At 37.1% G+C, this 18,605-nt stretch carries 17 protein-coding genes and 1 riboswitch; of the genes, 16 read left to right on the top strand and 1 reads right to left on the bottom strand.

What is annotated here, in order from left to right:
- The first annotated feature begins 113 nt into the window (after window positions 1-113).
- From zapA to RCG20_RS06735, 12 genes are all read left to right on the top strand, one after another.
- Window positions 114-374: a cell division protein ZapA gene (gene zapA / locus RCG20_RS06790; RefSeq protein ID WP_308183475.1), complete on the top strand. Its 261-nt coding sequence runs from the start codon at window positions 114-116 to the stop codon at window positions 372-374.
- 7 nt (window positions 375-381) lie between these two features.
- Complete coding sequence (locus RCG20_RS06785) at window positions 382-936, top strand: CvpA family protein (protein ID WP_308184300.1); 555 nt, start codon at window positions 382-384, stop codon at window positions 934-936.
- A 193-nt stretch (window positions 937-1,129) separates the two neighbouring features.
- Window positions 1,130-2,848, top strand: coding sequence for a DNA polymerase/3'-5' exonuclease PolX (gene polX, locus RCG20_RS06780; RefSeq protein ID WP_308184299.1), 1,719 nt, complete (start codon window positions 1,130-1,132; stop codon window positions 2,846-2,848).
- Window positions 2,849-2,869: 21 nt separating this feature from the next.
- Window positions 2,870-5,227, top strand: coding sequence for an endonuclease MutS2 (locus tag RCG20_RS06775; RefSeq protein ID WP_308183474.1), 2,358 nt, complete (start codon window positions 2,870-2,872; stop codon window positions 5,225-5,227).
- Between the two features lie 18 nt (window positions 5,228-5,245).
- Window positions 5,246-5,650, top strand: a complete 405-nt coding sequence (locus tag RCG20_RS06770) for a DUF350 domain-containing protein (protein WP_308183473.1) — start codon at window positions 5,246-5,248, stop codon at window positions 5,648-5,650.
- Between the two features lie 389 nt (window positions 5,651-6,039).
- Entirely contained in the window at window positions 6,040-7,734 is a 1,695-nt protein-coding gene (locus RCG20_RS06765) for an AMP-binding protein (RefSeq protein WP_308183472.1), read from the top strand.
- 301 nt (window positions 7,735-8,035) lie between these two features.
- Window positions 8,036-8,623, top strand: coding sequence for a fatty acid metabolism transcriptional regulator FadR (locus RCG20_RS06760; protein WP_308183471.1), 588 nt, complete (start codon window positions 8,036-8,038; stop codon window positions 8,621-8,623).
- 28 nt (window positions 8,624-8,651) lie between these two features.
- A complete protein-coding gene (locus tag RCG20_RS06755) occupies window positions 8,652-9,425 on the top strand; it encodes an enoyl-CoA hydratase (protein ID WP_308183470.1) in 774 nt (257 codons plus the stop codon).
- Window positions 9,426-9,533: 108 nt separating this feature from the next.
- Window positions 9,534-10,307, top strand: a complete 774-nt coding sequence (locus RCG20_RS06750) for an electron transfer flavoprotein subunit beta/FixA family protein (protein WP_308183469.1) — start codon at window positions 9,534-9,536, stop codon at window positions 10,305-10,307.
- Between the two features lie 37 nt (window positions 10,308-10,344).
- Entirely contained in the window at window positions 10,345-11,322 is a 978-nt protein-coding gene (locus RCG20_RS06745) for an electron transfer flavoprotein subunit alpha/FixB family protein (protein ID WP_308183468.1), read from the top strand.
- 250 nt (window positions 11,323-11,572) lie between these two features.
- Window positions 11,573-11,887, top strand: a complete 315-nt coding sequence (gene trxA / locus RCG20_RS06740) for a thioredoxin (protein ID WP_308183467.1) — start codon at window positions 11,573-11,575, stop codon at window positions 11,885-11,887.
- 190 nt (window positions 11,888-12,077) lie between these two features.
- Window positions 12,078-12,257: riboswitch (Lysine riboswitch) on the top strand.
- Between the two features lie 119 nt (window positions 12,258-12,376).
- Window positions 12,377-13,600 (top strand): aspartate kinase, encoded by a 1,224-nt coding sequence (locus tag RCG20_RS06735; protein ID WP_308183466.1) that lies wholly within the window; start codon window positions 12,377-12,379, stop codon window positions 13,598-13,600.
- Between the two features lie 39 nt (window positions 13,601-13,639).
- On the opposite strand, the gene RCG20_RS06730 is transcribed toward RCG20_RS06735, so the two are convergent.
- On the bottom strand, window positions 13,640-14,089 hold the full coding sequence (locus RCG20_RS06730) for a YslB family protein (RefSeq protein ID WP_308183465.1): 450 nt from the start codon (window positions 14,087-14,089) through the stop codon (window positions 13,640-13,642).
- A 473-nt stretch (window positions 14,090-14,562) separates the two neighbouring features.
- Between RCG20_RS06730 and RCG20_RS06725 the strand changes: the two genes are divergently transcribed.
- The 4 genes from RCG20_RS06725 to RCG20_RS06710 all read left to right on the top strand — a co-directional run bounded on the left by RCG20_RS06725 (window position 14,563) and on the right by RCG20_RS06710 (window position 18,461).
- Complete coding sequence (locus RCG20_RS06725; protein WP_308183464.1) at window positions 14,563-15,171, top strand: succinate dehydrogenase cytochrome b558 subunit; 609 nt, start codon at window positions 14,563-14,565, stop codon at window positions 15,169-15,171.
- Between the two features lie 67 nt (window positions 15,172-15,238).
- Window positions 15,239-16,990 carry a succinate dehydrogenase flavoprotein subunit gene (gene sdhA / locus RCG20_RS06720; protein ID WP_308183463.1) on the top strand — a complete coding sequence of 584 codons (1,752 nt, stop codon included), beginning with the start codon at window positions 15,239-15,241 and terminating at the stop codon, window positions 16,988-16,990.
- 19 nt (window positions 16,991-17,009) lie between these two features.
- A complete protein-coding gene (sdhB, locus tag RCG20_RS06715; RefSeq protein WP_308183462.1) occupies window positions 17,010-17,771 on the top strand; it encodes a succinate dehydrogenase iron-sulfur subunit in 762 nt (253 codons plus the stop codon).
- A gap of 108 nt (window positions 17,772-17,879) precedes the next feature.
- Entirely contained in the window at window positions 17,880-18,461 is a 582-nt protein-coding gene (locus RCG20_RS06710) for a class D sortase (protein WP_308183461.1), read from the top strand.
- Window positions 18,462-18,605 lie beyond the last annotated feature (144 nt).

Below are 18,605 nucleotides of genomic sequence, written 5' to 3'. Positions count from 1 at the left end.
CCTTTTTTTCTTTTAAAATTTGTCTGTCCTGGAAAAATACTGTTACACTTTTCGACACTCCTTCGTTCGTGTTATGATATAGAATAGGATTCTTTGATTGGAGGCATTTAACGTTGTCAAACCCACAGAAAAATAGAACAACTGTAGAAATTTATGGACAGCAATATGTAATTTTAGGTAAAGAAAGCTTAAGCCATATTAGGCTTGTTGCCTCATTAGTTGACGATAAAATGCGAGAAATCAGTTCTAAGAATCCTTCACTTAGTGTAAATAAGTTAGCCGTTTTAACGGCTGTGAATGCCGTTAATGATTACATAATGATCAAGGAACAACTAGAACGGTTGCAGAATGAACTTAAAAAGGAAAAGGATTGAAAAGAATATGCTAGATCTGGCTATTATTATTTTATTAATTATGGGTTTCTTTATTGGACTGCGTAGAGGTTTTATCCTACAACTTATTCATTTAACTGGTTTTATTATCGCATATGTTGTTGCAAATATTTATTATGTTCAACTTGCGCCAAAGCTAACTTTATGGATTCCATATCCCAATTTTGGGAATAATGCTACTTTGAAACTGTTTACTTCAAATGGTAATATGGAGGATTCCTTTTACAGAGCTGTTGCCTTTGTCATCATTTTTTTCGCAGTGAAAATCTTATTACAAATAATTGGAACGATGTTAGACTTTATTGCCCATTTACCAATCTTAAGACTTTTAAATGTTTGGGCAGGTGGATTTTTAGGTTTCTGTGAAGTGTATTTGATCCTCTTTATATTATTATACATCGCAGCCCTAATTCCAATGGACGTTGTTCAACATCCTTTGGAAAATTCATTTTTAGCTTCTGAAATTGTTAAACATACTCCTATTCTTTCACAGCATATCAAGCATTTATGGATTGAATACGTAGGTGCTGGAACTTCTCTATAGCAGGGAAGTTTTTCTGTGTAGCAAGGATACTTCTGTAGCAATGGGGGCCGCCTATAAAAAAAGCGCTAACCTGTTAGAGATGGTAGTAGCTTTAAGTTAACACTCCTTATTCCAAGATGCTTTGTGTTTTTCTTTCTATTCATACCTTAAATAAGAGAAAATGGAAAATGCTAAAAAGAGGCTGGTGGATATGATGAATGTAACTAAAAAGGACGTAGTTCGACTGTTAGAAATGATTGCCGTTTATTTAGAATTAAAAGGTGAGAATCCGTTTAAGGTGTCTGCATTCCGCAAAGCGGCGACAGCATTGGAGACAGATGACCGCAGCATAACAGAAATCGAGGATTTCACCAAGCTACCTGGTATTGGTAAAGGGACAGCGGCTACTATTGAAGAATATATAAATGAAGGATACTCCACAGTGTTAAAAGAACTGAAGAAGGAAGTTCCTCCAGGGTTGATTCCGTTATTACAGCTACCAGGTCTTGGTGGTAAAAAAATTGCAAAACTAAACCAAGAGTTAGGAATTGAGGATGTATCAGGCTTGGAAGAGGCCTGCTTGGCGGGGAAGGTTCAGTTACTTCCAGGTTTCGGAAAAAAGACAGAAGAAAATATAGTAAATGCGATTTTGACGGCGGGGAATCGACCTGAAAGGCTGCCGCTTGCTTTTATGCTCCCACTTGCAGAGCAAATGGAAGAGAGACTTACCCACATGTCTGATATCAGCCGTTTTTCAAGGGCTGGAAGTTTGAGAAGAATGAGGGAAACTAGTAAAGATCTTGATTTTATTATTGCAACAAATCATCCTGAAAGTATTAAACAACAGCTGTTAAATTTGCCTAATATTAAAGAGGTAATTGGGGCTGGTAATACGAAGGTTTCACTAACATTTAGCTACCATTTTGATATTTCCGTAGATTTCCGTCTTGTTAAACCAGAAGAATTTATCACAACATTACACCATTTTACAGGTTCTAAGGAACATAATGTTCGAATGAGACAGCTTGCGAAAGAGCGAGGAGAAAAAATAAGTGAGTATGGTGTGGAAAACCTGAAAACTGGGGAAGTTCTTACTTTTACCTCAGAGCAGGAGTTTTTCAAGCATTTTGGGCTTCCATTTATACCACCTGAAATTCGTGAAGACGGAAAAGAAGTGGATGAATTTACAGCCGAGCAGGAATTAATTGACATAAATGATATAAAAGGTGACCTTCACATGCACTCTACTTGGAGTGATGGTGCTAATTCAATAGCGGACATGGCTGAGGCATGTAGAAATAGAGGTTATCAGTATATGGCCATAACCGACCATTCGCGGTTTTTAAAAGTGGCAAATGGACTTACTCCTGAAAGATTAGTAAAGCAAAGGGAAGAAATCAAACAATTAAATGAGAAATATGATGACTTTATGATCCTATCGGGTATCGAAATGGATATTCTTCCTGATGGTACACTTGATTATGATGATGAATTGCTAGAAGGAATAGACATCGTTATCGCTTCAATTCATTCTGCTTTTACCCAACCTAAGGAAAAGATAATGGGACGACTAAAAATGGCTTTAGAAAACAAGCATGTGGATATTATTGCCCATCCGACGGGAAGATTAATTGGACGGCGCGAAGGCTATGAAGTAGATATCGACTTATTAATTGAATTAGCCAAGTTAACCAATACTGCCTTGGAATTGAATGCAAATCCAAATCGGCTCGACCTTGCTTCTCATCACTTGAGAAAAGCACAGGAAGCAGACGTGAAGATTGTCATCAATACAGATGCCCACAAAGTGGATACATTAGCACATATGGAAATAGGAGTATCTACAGCCAAGAAAGGCTGGATTAAAAAGTCATCCGTTTTAAATGCATTAGAACTTACTGACTTGAAAGAGTTTTTAAATAACCGAGAGTAACAGAATTAGGAGGGTTTCTCCATGCATCAAAAAGCATTAAAGGTTTTAGAATTTGAAAAAATAAAGGAACAGATCCTGGGACATGCTTCATCATCTCTTGGTAAGGAAAAAGTGAAAAACTTGCTACCTTCTATTGAATTTGAAGAGGTAGTTAAGCTACAAGCAGAAACAGATGAGGCTGCAAACGTATTTCGTCTTAAAGCAAATGTTCCACTATCAGGAATTCATGATATTCGTGCACATATTAAACGCTCTGTAATTGGGGGGGTGCTTAGTCCGCATGAGCTTGTTCAAATTGCTAGTACCATCCATGCAAGCAGGCAAATGAAGCGGTTTATAGAAGATATGGAAGATGAAAAGATTGAAATTCCTATTTTAAATGAACATGCAGAACAGATTATTCCATTGCCTCATTTAGAGGAATCTATTAAAAATGCGATAGACGAAAGCGGAGAAATTCTAGATAGCGCGAGTGATCTTTTACGCAATCTCCGAAATCAATTAAGATCAAATGAAGCACGTGTCCGGGAAAAACTTGAAAGTATGATCCGCTCATCAAATGCTCAAAAGATGTTATCAGATGCGATTGTAACGATTCGTAATGACCGATTTGTTATCCCGGTGAAACAAGAATATCGTGGACACTATGGTGGTATTATTCATGACCAAAGTGCTTCAGGACAAACACTATTTATTGAACCGCAAGCAATTGTTCAATTAAACAATCAGTTACAAGACATTCGTGTCAAAGAACAGCTCGAAATCGAACGGATCCTAGCTGAATTGTCTGCACTAACTGCCGAAAGTGAAATGGAATTGCAGGTAATAGTGGATATCCTTACAAATTTAGACTTTATTTTTGCGAAAGCAAGGTACGGAAGACAGATAAAAGGATCAATGCCAGTCATGAATGATAATGGGATCATTCGATTATATAAAGCAAGGCACCCGTTAATCCCAATCAATGAGGTTGTTGCTAATGATATCAAGCTTGGAAAAGATTATACAACGATAGTCATTACTGGACCAAATACGGGAGGAAAAACGGTTACCTTAAAAACGGTTGGATTATGTACATTAATGGCACAAGCTGGCCTGCAGATTCCAGCACTTGATGGTTCGGAACTTGCTGTTTTTGATGCTGTGTATGCTGACATTGGAGATGAGCAATCAATTGAACAAAGCTTAAGCACGTTCTCCTCCCATATGGTGAATATAGTCGACATATTAAATAAGGCCGATTTTAATAGTCTCGTCTTATTTGATGAGCTAGGGGCAGGTACAGATCCAGGGGAAGGTGCAGCCTTAGCGATATCTATCCTAGATGAGATCTATAAACGTGGGTCAAGGGTCATTGCTACAACACATTATCCAGAATTAAAAGCATATGGCTATAACCGGGAAGGTGTTCTAAATGCAAGCGTTGAATTTAATGTTGAAACTTTATCACCAACGTATAAGCTGCTATTAGGCGTACCAGGCCGAAGCAATGCGTTTGAAATTTCTAAACGGTTGGGCTTAAGTGCAAAGGTTATTGAAGCGGCTCGAACTCACGTCAGTGAGGATACAAACCAAATTGATAAAATGATTGCATCATTAGAGAAAAGCAAACGTCAAGCTGAAACAGAACAAGAGGAAGCAAGAGATTATTTAAAACAGTCTGAAAAACTTCATCAAGATTTGCAAAAGCAACTGATGGACTTCTACGAACAAAAAGATACTCTTTTTGAAAAAGCTGCTTTAAAGGCAGAAGAAATGATTGAACAAGCAAAAGATGAGGCAGATAAAATTATTCGCGACCTTCGGAAAATGAGAGTCGAAAAGCACGTGGAAATTAAAGAGCATGAACTAATTGATGCCAAGAAGCGCCTTGAACAGGCTACACCAAAAATAGAGAAATCTGGGAAAATTCTTAAACATAAAGCCAAAAAGCAAACATTTAATCCTGGTGATGAGGTAAAGGTACTTACTTTTGGCCAAAAAGGTACTTTGTTAGAACGAGTATCAGCGAGCGAATGGCAAGTACAAATGGGAATCATGAAAATGAAAGTGAAAGAAAAGGACATGGAGTATGTCTTTACACCGAAACAACCAGAGTATAAGCCGATGTCAATTGTTAAAGGCAGAGATGCTGAAGTGAAGCTTGAATTGGATCTTCGCGGTGAAAGATTTGAAAGTGCATTAGTAAGAGTAGAAAAATATATTGACGATGCATTATTATCGAATTATTCTCGTGTGTCTATTATTCACGGAAAAGGAACGGGCGCTCTAAGACAGGGCGTTCAGGAATATTTAAAAAACCATCGCTCTGTTAAGAAAATTCGTTTTGGTGATGCTGGAGAAGGTGGCACTGGGGTGACCATTGTGGAATTTAAATAAGTCTTTAGGAGAATGTAGATGGACCAATTTTGGGAAAACGAATATATACAAATTGCTGCCTATTACAGCGTCGTTATCTTATGTATGATCGTATTTTTAGCAGTATTTGAATTGGTAACCAAATATAAAAATTGGGAAGAAATTAAAAAGGGGAATATGGCAGTTGCAATGGCAACAGGAGGGAAAATATTTGGGATTTCCAATATATTTCGCCATTCGATTTTGCAACATAACTCCTTAATAATAATGGTTGGTTGGGGGATTTTTGGATTTGTCCTCCTGCTTGCAGGCTATTTTATTTATGAATTTCTTACCCCAACGTTTAAAATAGATGAAGAAATTAAAAATGATAATCGAGCTGTTGGCTTTATATCTATGATTATATCGGTAGGATTATCGTATGTAATTGGTGCAGGAATTTAATAAAGGGAGAATTGACAGTGGAAAAGTTGGCAAAAATACTTCTCGGATTATGCGGCTTGTTTGTGGTCATTGGTCTTATTTATATGTTATTTTTCTCTTAATAAAAGGCTGTTTTCGCATAGATTGTTGTTTTACGTACAAATGGATAGAGCCCGTATTAATCTTAGTATCGTGCTCTTTTCTCTCTCAACTTGACCATAATATATTCCGTAAAACTTGCAAGAACCTGCAAATTAGCAGGCGAATAGCAACAAAGTTTAAGAAAAGAGCCTAATAAAAAAATCATCGCTTTTATCTAGCGGTGGTTTTTTTATTTGTTTTAAAAATAACGCTATATTATAATGAAAATAGATATTAAAATATTTAGAAATTTCAAAAGGAGGAATAAGATGAAACCATGGCTTGGACTTTACCCCGATGAAATCCCATCCAATTTAGAATATTCCCAGGCACCAATTCAAAACTCCTTAGAGCATACAGCTGAAAATTATCCAAATAAAATAGCCATCCATTTTATGGGAATGGAAATCACCTATAAAAAACTTTATGAAACATCCTTTAATTTTGCCTGCTATCTTCAAGCACTTGGAATCGAGAAGGGTGACCGAGTTGCAATAATGCTTCCAAATACTCCGCAATCTGTTATTTGCTATTATGCTGTTTTAATGGCTGGTGGAATAGTAGTTCAAACAAACCCATTGTACATGGAACGTGAACTTGAGTATCAAATGAAGGATTCAGGGGCAAAGGTTATCATCACCCTTGATATTTTATATCCCCGGGTCTCTAAAGTAATGCCAAGAACTGAACTTAAACACATAATTGTAACCGCTATCAAGGATTTTTTACTATTTCCTAAAAATTTATTGTATCCCTTTGTTCAGAAAAAACAATATGGAATTATTGTAAATGTGAAACATAAGGGTAATACCCACTTATTAACAAAGGCTTTAAAACACGCTCCCATACAATTAAAAAAATATGAATGTAATAGTGAAGAAGATATTGCCATTCTTCAATACACTGGGGGAACAACCGGTTTTCCAAAAGGTGTAATGTTAACCCACAAAAATTTAGTTTCAAATGCTACCATGTGCCAAGCTTGGCTCTATAGGTGTGAGCATGGGAAAGAAACGGTCCTTGGAATCCTACCGTTTTTTCATGTTTATGGGATGACAACGGTTATGCTACTTGCCGTCATGCAGGCATATAAAATGGTCTTGTTGCCAAAGTTTGATGTTGAAACTACTTTGAAAACTATTCAAAACCTACGTCCTACCTTGTTTCCAGGTGCGCCGACTATTTACATTGGTTTATTAAATCATCCCGATGTGAAAAAATACAATCTTTCTTCAATTGATTCATGTATTAGTGGTTCTGCACCTCTTCCAGTTGAAGTACAACAAAGGTTTGAAGATGTAACAGGTGGAAAACTCGTTGAGGGGTATGGATTAACGGAATCATCTCCTGTAACACATTCAAATTTCCTTTGGGATCATGCAAGAGTTAAGGGCAGTATTGGTGTTCCATGGCCTGATACGGATGCAGCTGTATTTTCATTAGAAACGGGTGAAAGATTACCCTTTGGTGAAATTGGCGAGATTGCTGTAAAAGGTCCACAGGTCATGAAGGGATATTGGAACCGGCCAGAAGAAACGGAACAGTCGTTAAAGGATGGATGGTTATTCACTGGTGACTTAGGATATATGGATGAACAGGGATACTTTTTTGTAGTAGACCGCAAGAAAGATATGATTATTGCGGGAGGATTTAATATTTATCCAAGAGAGATTGAAGAAGTATTATATGAACATCCCAGTATTCAGGAGGTTGTTGCGGCGGGAATTCCAGACCTGTATCGTGGGGAAACAGTGAAAGTGTATATAGTTTTAAAAGAGGGCTTGACTGTTACAGAGGAAGAATTAAACGAATTTGTGCGAAAACACCTAGCTGCCTATAAAGTTCCAAGAATATATGAATTTAGAAACGAATTACCCAAAACAGCAGTTGGAAAAATTTTAAGAAGAGTACTTGTAGATGAAGAAAAGAGAAAAGTAGAAGAAATGGATCAAAAACATGCATAAAGATAAAGAGCCTGATAATATCGGCTCTTTATTTTTTTAAAAAGCGTGGATATCCAAAAGGTGCGAGTAACGCCATAAGCATTGTATCGGAGGGTTTGTCTACTTTAAGTAAAAAGGGTATGATAAAAAAGTTATATTAGTATGTCTTGACAGAAATTAAATTTCTACTTATCATAAAATTATGAATGATCGCTCATTCACTTTAAGAAGGTTTTTAAGGACGTTTGCGTATATTGAAAAGTAACAATCTAATTGAGACAGCCTTCGATAAACAAAATGTTTTTTTGTAGAGGGGATAGAATTGAAAAACGACAAGCCTAAATATAAACAGATTATCGATGCAGCAGTTATTGTGATAGCAGAAAATGGTTACCACCAATCTCAGGTTTCAAAGATTGCCAAACAGGCAGGCGTAGCCGATGGAACAATCTATCTCTATTTTAAAAACAAAGAAGATATTCTCATCTCATTGTTTGAGGAAAAAATGGGGAATTTCATTGGGAAAATAGACGAAATGATTGAGGGTAAAGGTGTAGCTGCAGATAAATTATTGTTGATGATTGAATCACATTTCAGAATGCTTTCTAATGACCATCATCTAGCTACTGTCACGCAGCTAGAATTGCGTCAATCTAATAAAGAACTAAGAGTAAAAATTAATGATGTTCTAAGAGGATATTTAAAGGTGATTGATAAAATTATCATCGAAGGTAAAGAAAATGGAGAATTTTCGAATCAGCTTGATGTTCGTTTGGCTAGACAAATGATTTTTGGAACAATTGATGAGACAGTAACTTCTTGGGTCATGAATGAGAGAAAGTATGATCTGTTTGCTCTTGCAAGGCCCGTCCATCTGTTATTAATGAATGGTTGTGGTCACTTTAAATAATTTGGTATTTTCCAAAGGAGGTTTTTAAGTGGAATATTTAAAATGGTCTTTTGAAGAAAAAATTGCAACAATAACAATATCGCGTCCGCCAGCGAATGCACTTTCATCGGGGCTTTTAAAGGAACTCTCATCCATAATGGATGAGATTGAGCCAAACCCCGAAATTAATGTAATTGTCATTCATGGGGAAGGACGATTTTTCTCAGCAGGTGCAGATATTAAAGAATTTACGACAATTGACACAAGGGAAGGTTTTTCGCAGCTCTCTAAATTAGGCCAAGATTTATTTGACCGAATGGAGAAATTTCCGAAACCAATTATTGCGGCTATTCATGGTGCAGCACTTGGTGGGGGACTTGAGCTTGCAATGGCATGCCATATCCGTTTGGTGAGTGAAACTGCCAAGCTTGGACAACCAGAATTGCAACTTGGATTAGTTCCAGGATTTGCGGGATCACAACGCCTCCCAAAATATGTTGGCGTTGCTAGAGCGGCCGAAATGCTATTCACTTCGGATCCAATTTCAGGACTTGAAGCTGTACAATTTGGCTTAGCAAACCACGCATATCCAGAAAATGTTCTATTACCACATGCTTACGAGTTAGCAAAAAAAATTGCCAAGAAAAGTTCCGGCTCTTTGAAAGCTACCATTCAATTATTAAACTTTGCCAATACAAATGAGTTTTATGAAGGCTCAAACAAAGAGGCAGAGTTATTTGGGGAAGTTTTTATATCTGCTGATGGCAAAGAAGGTATTCAAGCTTTTATCGAAAAGAGGGAACCACATTTTAAGGGCGAATAAATTTTACAGAGCGAAGTGATGCTGATTTCGCTCTGAAAAAAAATTTTAACAAAAATTTTCTCAATATTTAGAGATAGATAAATATTCAAATTATTAGGAGGGAAAACTATGAATATATTTGTATTACTGAAAAGAACGTTTGATACAGAAGAAAAGATTACGATTTCTGGGGGAAAGGTTAATGAGGATGGTGCAGAATTCATTATCAATCCTTATGATGAATTTGCAATAGAAGAAGCGATACAAGTGAGGGAAGCTCATGGTGGTGAAGTAACGGTCGTTTCTGTAGGCAACGAAGAGACAGAAAAACAATTGCGAACAGCTCTAGCAATGGGTGCTGATAAAGCTGCCCTAATCAATATTGAAGATGATGTTGAAAATGAAGATCAGTTTACAACAGCAAAAATTCTTTCGGAATATTTAAAGGATAAGGATGCCGATTTAATTTTAGCAGGAAATGTGGCTATTGATGGTGGCTCGGGGCAAGTAGGCCCTCGTGTAGCAGAACTGCTTAATATCCCGTTTGTAACGACGATAACAAAACTTGAAATTGACGGTGTCAAAGTAACTGTAACACGCGATGTCGAAGGGGATTCTGAGATAATTGAAACAAGCTTACCACTATTAGTTACAGCACAGCAGGGTCTAAATGAACCACGTTATCCTTCCTTACCAGGAATCATGAAGGCAAAGAAGAAGCCGTTTGAACAACTTGAACTTGATGATCTTGATCTTGAAGAAGATGATGTAGAAGCGAAAACAAAAACAATCGAACTTTATTTACCACCTAAAAAGGAAGCAGGAAAAGTTCTTTCAGGTGATGTAGGTGTTCAGGTAAAAGAACTCGTTCAACTGCTTCATACTGAAGCGAAAGTAATCTAATTGATTTTGACAAAATTGTTTTTAGGGGGTAAATAAAATGGCTAGAAAAGTATTGGTATTAGGTGAGATTCGTAATGGATCCTTACGAAATGTTTCATTTGAGGCAATTGCTGCAGCAAAAACGGTTGCAGAGGGCGGCGAGGTTGTAGGAGTCTTGATCGGTGATTATGTAAGCGCTTTAGCTAATGAATTGATTTTTTTCGGAGCAGACCGTGTCATAAATGTGGAAAATGAAAAACTCAAGCAATACACAGCAGATGGATTTGCCCAAGCGCTTTTAGCTGTTATTGAACAAGAAAAACCCGAAGGACTTATCTTAGGGCATACATCCCTTGGAAAAGATCTCTCTCCAAGGTTGGCTGGAAAGCTTTCATCAGGACTTATTTCTGATGTAACAGCGATTGAGGAGGTTGGGGGAAATATTGTTTTCACAAGACCCATCTATTCAGGAAAGGCCTTTGAAAAGAAAATTATTACAGATGGTTTAATGTTTGCGACAATTAGACAAAACAATATCACCCCATTAGAAAAAGATGAAAATCGAAGCGGTGAAGTAGCTTCCCTTTCAGTTGATATCAAGGATTTGCGCGCTATTATTAAAGAAGTTGTTCGAAAAGCCAGTGAGGGAGTTGACCTGTCAGAAGCTAAAGTAGTCATTGCTGGTGGACGGGGAGTAAAAAGTGAAGAAGGCTTTGACCTTTTAAAAGATCTAGCACAGGTTTTGGGTGGGGCGGTGGGTGCCTCCCGTGGAGCTTGCGACGCAGATTATTGTGATTACTCATTGCAAATAGGGCAAACAGGAAAAGTAGTTACTCCCGACCTATACATTGCATGTGGTATATCTGGCGCAATCCAGCATTTAGCGGGCATGTCAAATTCGAAGGTGATTGTTGCGATTAATAAAGACCCAGAAGCCAATATTTTCAATGTAGCAGATTATGGTATTGTGGGCGACTTATTTGAAGTGGTGCCATTGCTAACAGAAGAGTTTAAAAATTTAAATGTCCATTCTTAATAATAAAGAAGGCGGAAGCGTATTGTACATAAGCGCTTCCGCTTTTCTTAGCTAACCAGAATGTATATCCATAAATCCTGCTAGCGCATAAGGGCAACCACGCCTAACCATTACCCTAAGGGCCTCGCCAATCGTATGAATATTTTGGTATAATAAGGGGAAATTACTTGGGGAGCAAATTAATAGCTTGAATTCTTAAAGGATGATATAATTTCGATAGTATTTCAGTATTCAATAGGAGGCATTACATATGGCTATAACACATGTTACAGATCAAAACTTTGCTACAGAAACGGGTTCCGACCTAGTACTTGTTGATTTTTGGGCACCATGGTGTGGACCATGCAAGATGATCGCTCCTGTCCTTGAAGAACTTGATTCAGAATTCGCTGGCAAAGTGAAAATTACTAAGCTTGACGTAGATGAAAATCAAGAAACAGCTGCTAAATTTGGAGTAATGAGTATTCCTACATTACTTGTTTTAAAAAATGGTGAAGTAGTGGATAAAGTAGTTGGATTCCAACCTAAAGAATCATTAGCTGGGTTATTAGAAAAACACGTTTAAAATTCAGATAAAAAAATCTTAGTCAGAAACCTGACTAAGATTTTTTTATATTCAACTGAGAGCCGAACTGTTTTTACAAATGTTGCAGAAGAATCAATCCAACCATATCTCCAGCTTTTGTGATTGTCAGAAAAATAACACTATGCTATAATAAATAAAAATTTATATTACTATCACTTTATTGGATTAAAGTGAAGGTAGAGGTGCGAGATTCAAGAGTAAAGGTCCTGAGGAGATTTGAGCTTCAGTGATGGGCTTTGAAAGGGGATGTTCGCCGAAGTGTAGAAAGTACTCATTACTTTCTTTGCTGGTCCTGTGTTGAATAAATACCGGATTGTCAAGACGATTGTCTTGGAGAGCTATCTCACATTAAGTATGCGTAAGATGTTATTCTTCGTATTCTTGAGCAATGAGATACTTTTCTCATTGCTTTTTTGCATTTTTGGGGAAAATATTTACTAATAGGTTTATTGAAAGAAGGGGAAAATGGTGGGCTTAGTTGTACAGAAATTTGGTGGGACTTCCGTTGGAAGCGTGGAAAAAATTTTAAATGTTGCTGAGTGTGTTAGAGAGGAAAAATTAAAAGGAAATAATGTGGTTGTCGTGGTATCCGCAATGGGAAAAACGACAGACCATCTTGTAAGCTTAGCAAAAGAAATCTCTGCCCAACCGAATAAAAGAGAAATGGATATGCTTTTAACAACAGGGGAGCAAACGACTATCGCACTATTAGCCATGGCGCTTACCCAAAAAGGACTGCCTGCTACATCATTTACAGGATGGCAGGCAGGAATTATTACTGAACCAGTTCATGGAAATGCTAGAATTACAAAAATTAATTCTGAAGCAATAAAATCTCAGCTATCTGAAGGAAAAGTCGTTATTGTTGCAGGTTTCCAAGGGGTAACAGAAATAGGGGAAATTACAACACTTGGAAGAGGCGGTTCAGATACAACTGCTGTGGCACTTGCAGCTGCTCTTGATGCTGATAAATGTGATATTTATACAGATGTAACGGGTGTTTTTACAACAGATCCTAGATATGTAAAGAATGCCCGCAAATTATTGGATATTTCCTATGATGAAATGCTTGAGCTTGCAAACTTAGGTGCAGGGGTTCTTCATCCAAGAGCAGTGGAATTTGCAAAGAATTATAATGTTAAGTTAGTGGTCCGTTCAAGCATGGAAAAAATAGAAGGAACAGTAATTGAGGAGGAAGCAACTATGGAACAAAATCTTATCGTCCGTGGAGTGGCCTTTGAGGATGAAATTACGAGAGTAACTGTGTTGGGTTTGGCAAATTCACTAACAAGTCTATCAACTATATTTACGACACTTGCCGATCACCATATTAATGTTGATATAATTATTCAAAGTACAACTGAATCAAATATGACCAACCTATCCTTTTCTATCAAAACAGATGATTTAAATGAAACATTAAATGTTTTGGAAGACTATAAAGAGTTATTAAAATACGAGCGGATTGAAGCGGAAAATCATTTATCAAAGGTTTCAATTGTTGGATCTGGTATGATTTCTAATCCGGGTGTAGCAGCAAAGATGTTTGAGGTGCTCGCTGCAAATCAAATTCAAGTAAAAATGGTAAGTACATCGGAGATTAAGGTTTCTGTTGTCGTTGAAGAAAAAGTAATGATAAAAGCAGTTGAATCATTGCATGATGCATTTGATCTTTCCGAAGAAAACGAATAAAAACCGGGCGATTGCCCGGTTTTTGTCATTTCATTTCAACTAAATCTGATCCTTATTATCCCATTTAACAGTAAATTGGATTTTATGGGAACGTTTTATAGGATGTTCAAATGCTTCAGCAATAACTTCTTTTTGGTTTTGAATCTGCTGTGACAAGAATCCTGCTTCTAGTTGAAAGAAATGTTCAGCTTTGGATTTTACCCGTGAAATAATTAACGGACTTGTTAATTCAAATTCCATCTCATTTTTATTTTCACTTTTAAGAGTGAGATCGCCCCATGCAGCTCTATTAAAAAACTCAATCATTTCTTCAAGAGTATTTAAAGGATAGATCCTAGCTAGTCTTTTTCCTGCCCAATATAAAATTTCAGGAGTATCTTTTCCTAGAATTTCTGGTAGTAGGACTTCTCGCAATAATTCATATCCAAATATCGTTGCAGTTCTTGATTCTTCGATTTGCGGCTGTTCGGCTGGTGTATTTATATTCAATGGTCTCCCCTCTTTCTACCATTCTATTATATACAATCTGCTAGAAATTTAAGTAATGTTTATTAAAAAATTCACATGGTTTTTATATCCAACGTAAGTGGTGGGGGAATACAAGGCGGTTTACAACAAAAAAATTATTATCTTACAATTTCTTATTGCTAGGTTTTTGGATAAGAGCCATTCATTTTTTCACAGTGAATATACTGGAAATTAGCTATTCCATACGGCTGAAACAATATTATCAGGAAATATCAAAATATTTTTAAAAATTTATTTTTTTGCGGGAATTTTGTGTATACGTTTTCTTGACGCTTAAAGTTGATGGGGGTAAAATGAATATGTCACATAATTGTAAAAATAGTAGCTTTACATTTTCACATTTTTCACAATGATGATAGGTATATCGCTCTTTTTAAAGGGGAATAAAAAGAGAGCGAAGCCAAACATCATTAAATTTAGGGGGGAGTAAATGTATGACAGGTAATCGAGAGTTTGTATTCCGAAGATTACACTCATTGTTAGGGGTGATTCCCGTTGGAATATTCCTAACCGAACATCTTTTAGTCAATCATTATGCTACAGGTGGGGCAGAATCATTTAACAAGGCTGCAGGTGTAATGTCAAATCTTCCGTTTCGGTATTTCCTTGAGGCTTTTATTATTTTCTTACCATTGCTTTACCATGCAATCTACGGACTCTACATCGCTTTTACGGCTCGAAACAATGTTAGCAAATATGGTTTCTTCCGCAACTGGATGTTTTTACTTCAAAGGGTTACGGGTGTTATAACACTTATCTTTGTTGCATGGCATGTATGGCAAACACGAATTCAGGTTGCACTTGGAGATGAGGCTAACTTTCAAATGATGGCTGATATTCTATCATCACCATTTATGTTCTGGTTCTATTTAATTGGTATCGTTTCTGCAATTTTCCATTTTACAAATGGTTTAGCTACATTCCTTATTAGCTGGGGAGTAACCCTTTCACCTCGTTCACAAGTTATTACTACATACGTGACGATGGTTCTATTCATTGTTCTTTCAATTATTGGAATACAAGCTTTAGCGGCTTTTGTCTGATAGATTTTAATAGCAAAATAGACGATCGGAAAAATATTGGATTTTGGATAAAGGGGAGTGAGTCTTGATGAGTAAAGGTAAGGTGATCATAGTCGGTGGTGGCTTAGCCGGCTTAATGGCAGCTATTAAAGTTGCAGAAGCAGGAACACAAGTAGAATTATTCTCACTTGTGCCTGTTAAACGTTCTCACTCTGTTTGTGCTCAGGGTGGTATTAATGGAGCTGTTAATACTAAAGGAGAAGGAGATTCTACTTATATACACTTAGATGACACAGTGTATGGTGGGGACTTTTTAGCAAACCAGACTCCTGTTAAGGCAATGTGTGATGCAGCACCAGGGATTATTCATTTAATGGACAGGATGGGGGTTATGTTTAACCGTACCCCTGAAGGATTATTGGATTTCCGCCGTTTTGGAGGCACTCAGCATCACCGTACTGCTTTTGCAGGTGCAACAACTGGACAACAATTATTATATGCATTAGATGAGCAAGTTCGACGCCATGAGGTGGCAGGATTAGTTACAAAGTATGAAGGTTGGGAATTCTTAGGTTCTGTAGTAGATGAAGACGGCGTTTGTCGCGGTATTGTTGCTCAAAATTTACTCACAATGGAAATTAAGTCCTTTGCTGGGGATGCCGTTATCGTAGCTACAGGTGGTCCTGGAATAATCTTTGGTAAATCAACAAACTCTGTTATTAATACTGGTTCAGCAGCGTCAATCCTTTACCAACAAGGTGCATATTATGCAAACGGCGAATTTATTCAAATTCACCCTACTGCAATTCCAGGCGATGACAAGCTTCGCTTAATGAGTGAATCCGCACGGGGTGAAGGTGGGCGTATTTGGACTTATAAAGATGGAAAGCCTTGGTATTTCTTAGAAGAGAAATTCCCTGCATATGGAAACCTTGTGCCTCGTGATATAGCAACTCGTGAAATTTTCCATGTTTGTGTGGATTTGAAACAAGGCATTAACGGCGAAAACATGGTGTTCCTTGATCTTTCACATAAAGATCCACATGAGTTGGATGTTAAGCTCGGTGGAATTATTGAAATATATGAGAAATTCACTGGTGATGACCCACGGAAAGTTCCAATGAAAATTTTCCCTGCTGTTCACTATTCAATGGGTGGATTATGGGTTAATAATGATCAAATGACGAATATTCCAGGTCTTTTTGCTGCAGGTGAGTGTGACTTCTCACAACATGGTGCGAACCGTTTAGGTGCAAACTCATTACTCTCCGCTATTTTCGGAGGAATGGTTGCTGGACCTAATGCGTTAAATTATATCAATGGACTTGAAAAGAGTTCAGATGCTATTTCTTCAACAGTATTTGATCGTGCTGTTAAAGAACAAGAACAAAAATGGAACTCTGTTTTATCCTTAAGTGGAACTGAAAATGCCTATGTTCTTCATAAAGAGCTTGGAGAATGGATGACTAATAACGTTACAGTAGTTCGGTACAATGATAAATTAAAGCAGACAGACGAAAAAATTCAAGAGCTTATTGAGCGTTATCAAAAAATAAATATCAGTGATACAGCTAAATGGAGCAATCAAGCTGCTACATTTACTCGCCAATTAGAGAATATGCTTCAGCTTGCCCGCGTTATTACGATTGGTGCTTACAATCGTAATGAGAGTCGCGGAGCTCATTATAAGCCAGACTTCCCTACACGTAATGACGAGGAATTTTTAAAGACAACAATGGCTAAATTTGTCGATTCTAAGTCCGCTCCGGCGTTCCATTATGAAGAAGTTGATACTTCCATAATTAAGCCTCGTGAGCGAAATTATGCAAAATCACATTAAAAAGGGGGAGTAGAAAAAAATGTCTGAAAATAAAACTGTAAAATTTATTATTTCTCGCCAAGATAGCCCGGATTCCGCTCCTTATCAGGAGGAATATGAATTACCTTATCGCCCGAATATGAACGTTATCTCAGCATTAATGGAAATTCGTATGAATCCAACCAATACAAATGGAAAAGGAACGACTCCTGTTACATGGGATATGAACTGTTTGGAGGAAGTGTGTGGTGCTTGTTCGATGGTTATCAACGGTAAACCACGCCAAGCTTGTACAGCTCTTATTGATCAGTTAGAACAGCCGGTTCGACTTGAACCGATGCGCACATTCCCTGTTGTTCGCGACCTACAAGTTGATCGTAGCAGAATGTTTGATTCATTGAAGAAAGTTAAAGCTTGGATTCCGATTGATGGAACATACGATTTGGGATCTGGTCCACGTATGCCCGAGAATAAACGTCAATGGGCATATGAACTATCTAAGTGTATGACATGTGGTGTCTGCCTTGAGGCTTGTCCGAATGTAAATGATAAATCTAATTTCATGGGTCCTTTTGTATTTAACCAAGTTCGTTTATTTAATGCACATCCAACTGGTGAAATGAATAAATCAGAACGATTAAATGCATTTATGGAAGATGGTGGACTTTCAGGTTGTGGTAATTCACAAAACTGCGTCCAAGCATGTCCAAAAGGCATACCGATTACAACTTCAATCGCGTCCATTAACCGTGATGCGACAATTCAATCATTCCGAAATTTCTTCGGAAGCGATCGTGGATAAATTTAGTAAAAACCTCTTTTTCGATCATAGAAAAAGAGGTTTTTTATATATAAATAACTACGACCTGTTATACTAAACTTAGCTAAGATTATTGAAAGAGGTAGGTTTATGAAGGTGAAATCATGGTTTCCACTCACTATTATTGTAGTAGGTCTGTTATTATTGGGAACTGGAATTTGGCAGCTTACGAATGTGAAAATTCAAACGTACGAAACCTTAAAAGAGGCAAAAGACATGGTGATGGAAAATCAAACTCTACCCACCAAAAATACAAAAAAGAAAAATGATCATTTAGGTAAAATTGATACAATAGGGCTTCTAGTTATCCCAAAAATTAAAGCAGAATTGGCTATTGTAGAGGGGACAGATCCAGATGACCTCGAAAAAGGGGTTGGTCATTATAAAGGTTCATTTTTACCAGGAGAACATGGACAAATTGTCTTATCAGGGCATAGGGATACCGTATTTCGACATTTAGGAGAATTAAAAATAGGTGATCCCTTAGTTTTAAAAGTACCTACTGGGGTCCATACCTATAAAATTACCCATACTAAAATTGTTAGTTCCAAGGACACAAATATCATCACTTTACAAAATAAGGTAGAGGAATTAATCTTAACAACCTGCTACCCTTTCTCCTATATTGGAAATGCCCCAAAGCGTTATATTATTTATGCTGAACCTAATTAATGAAGACTGGGGATATTTAATACTCCAGTTTTTTTGGTTTCCTTCAATAAAAGGTAGAATAAAGACTGTAAATTATACAAGAATTCCTTATTATTAAATATATACATATTTATATGATTCTGGAATTGGATGAATAAGTAAATG

Origin of the sequence: Neobacillus sp. PS3-40, assembly GCF_030915485.1 — a bacterium.
Lineage (GTDB): Bacteria > Bacillota > Bacilli > Bacillales > Cytobacillaceae > JAUZPL01.
The sequence above is the reverse complement of the archived record's forward strand: the minus strand, read 5'-3'. Positions and strand labels throughout refer to the sequence as shown.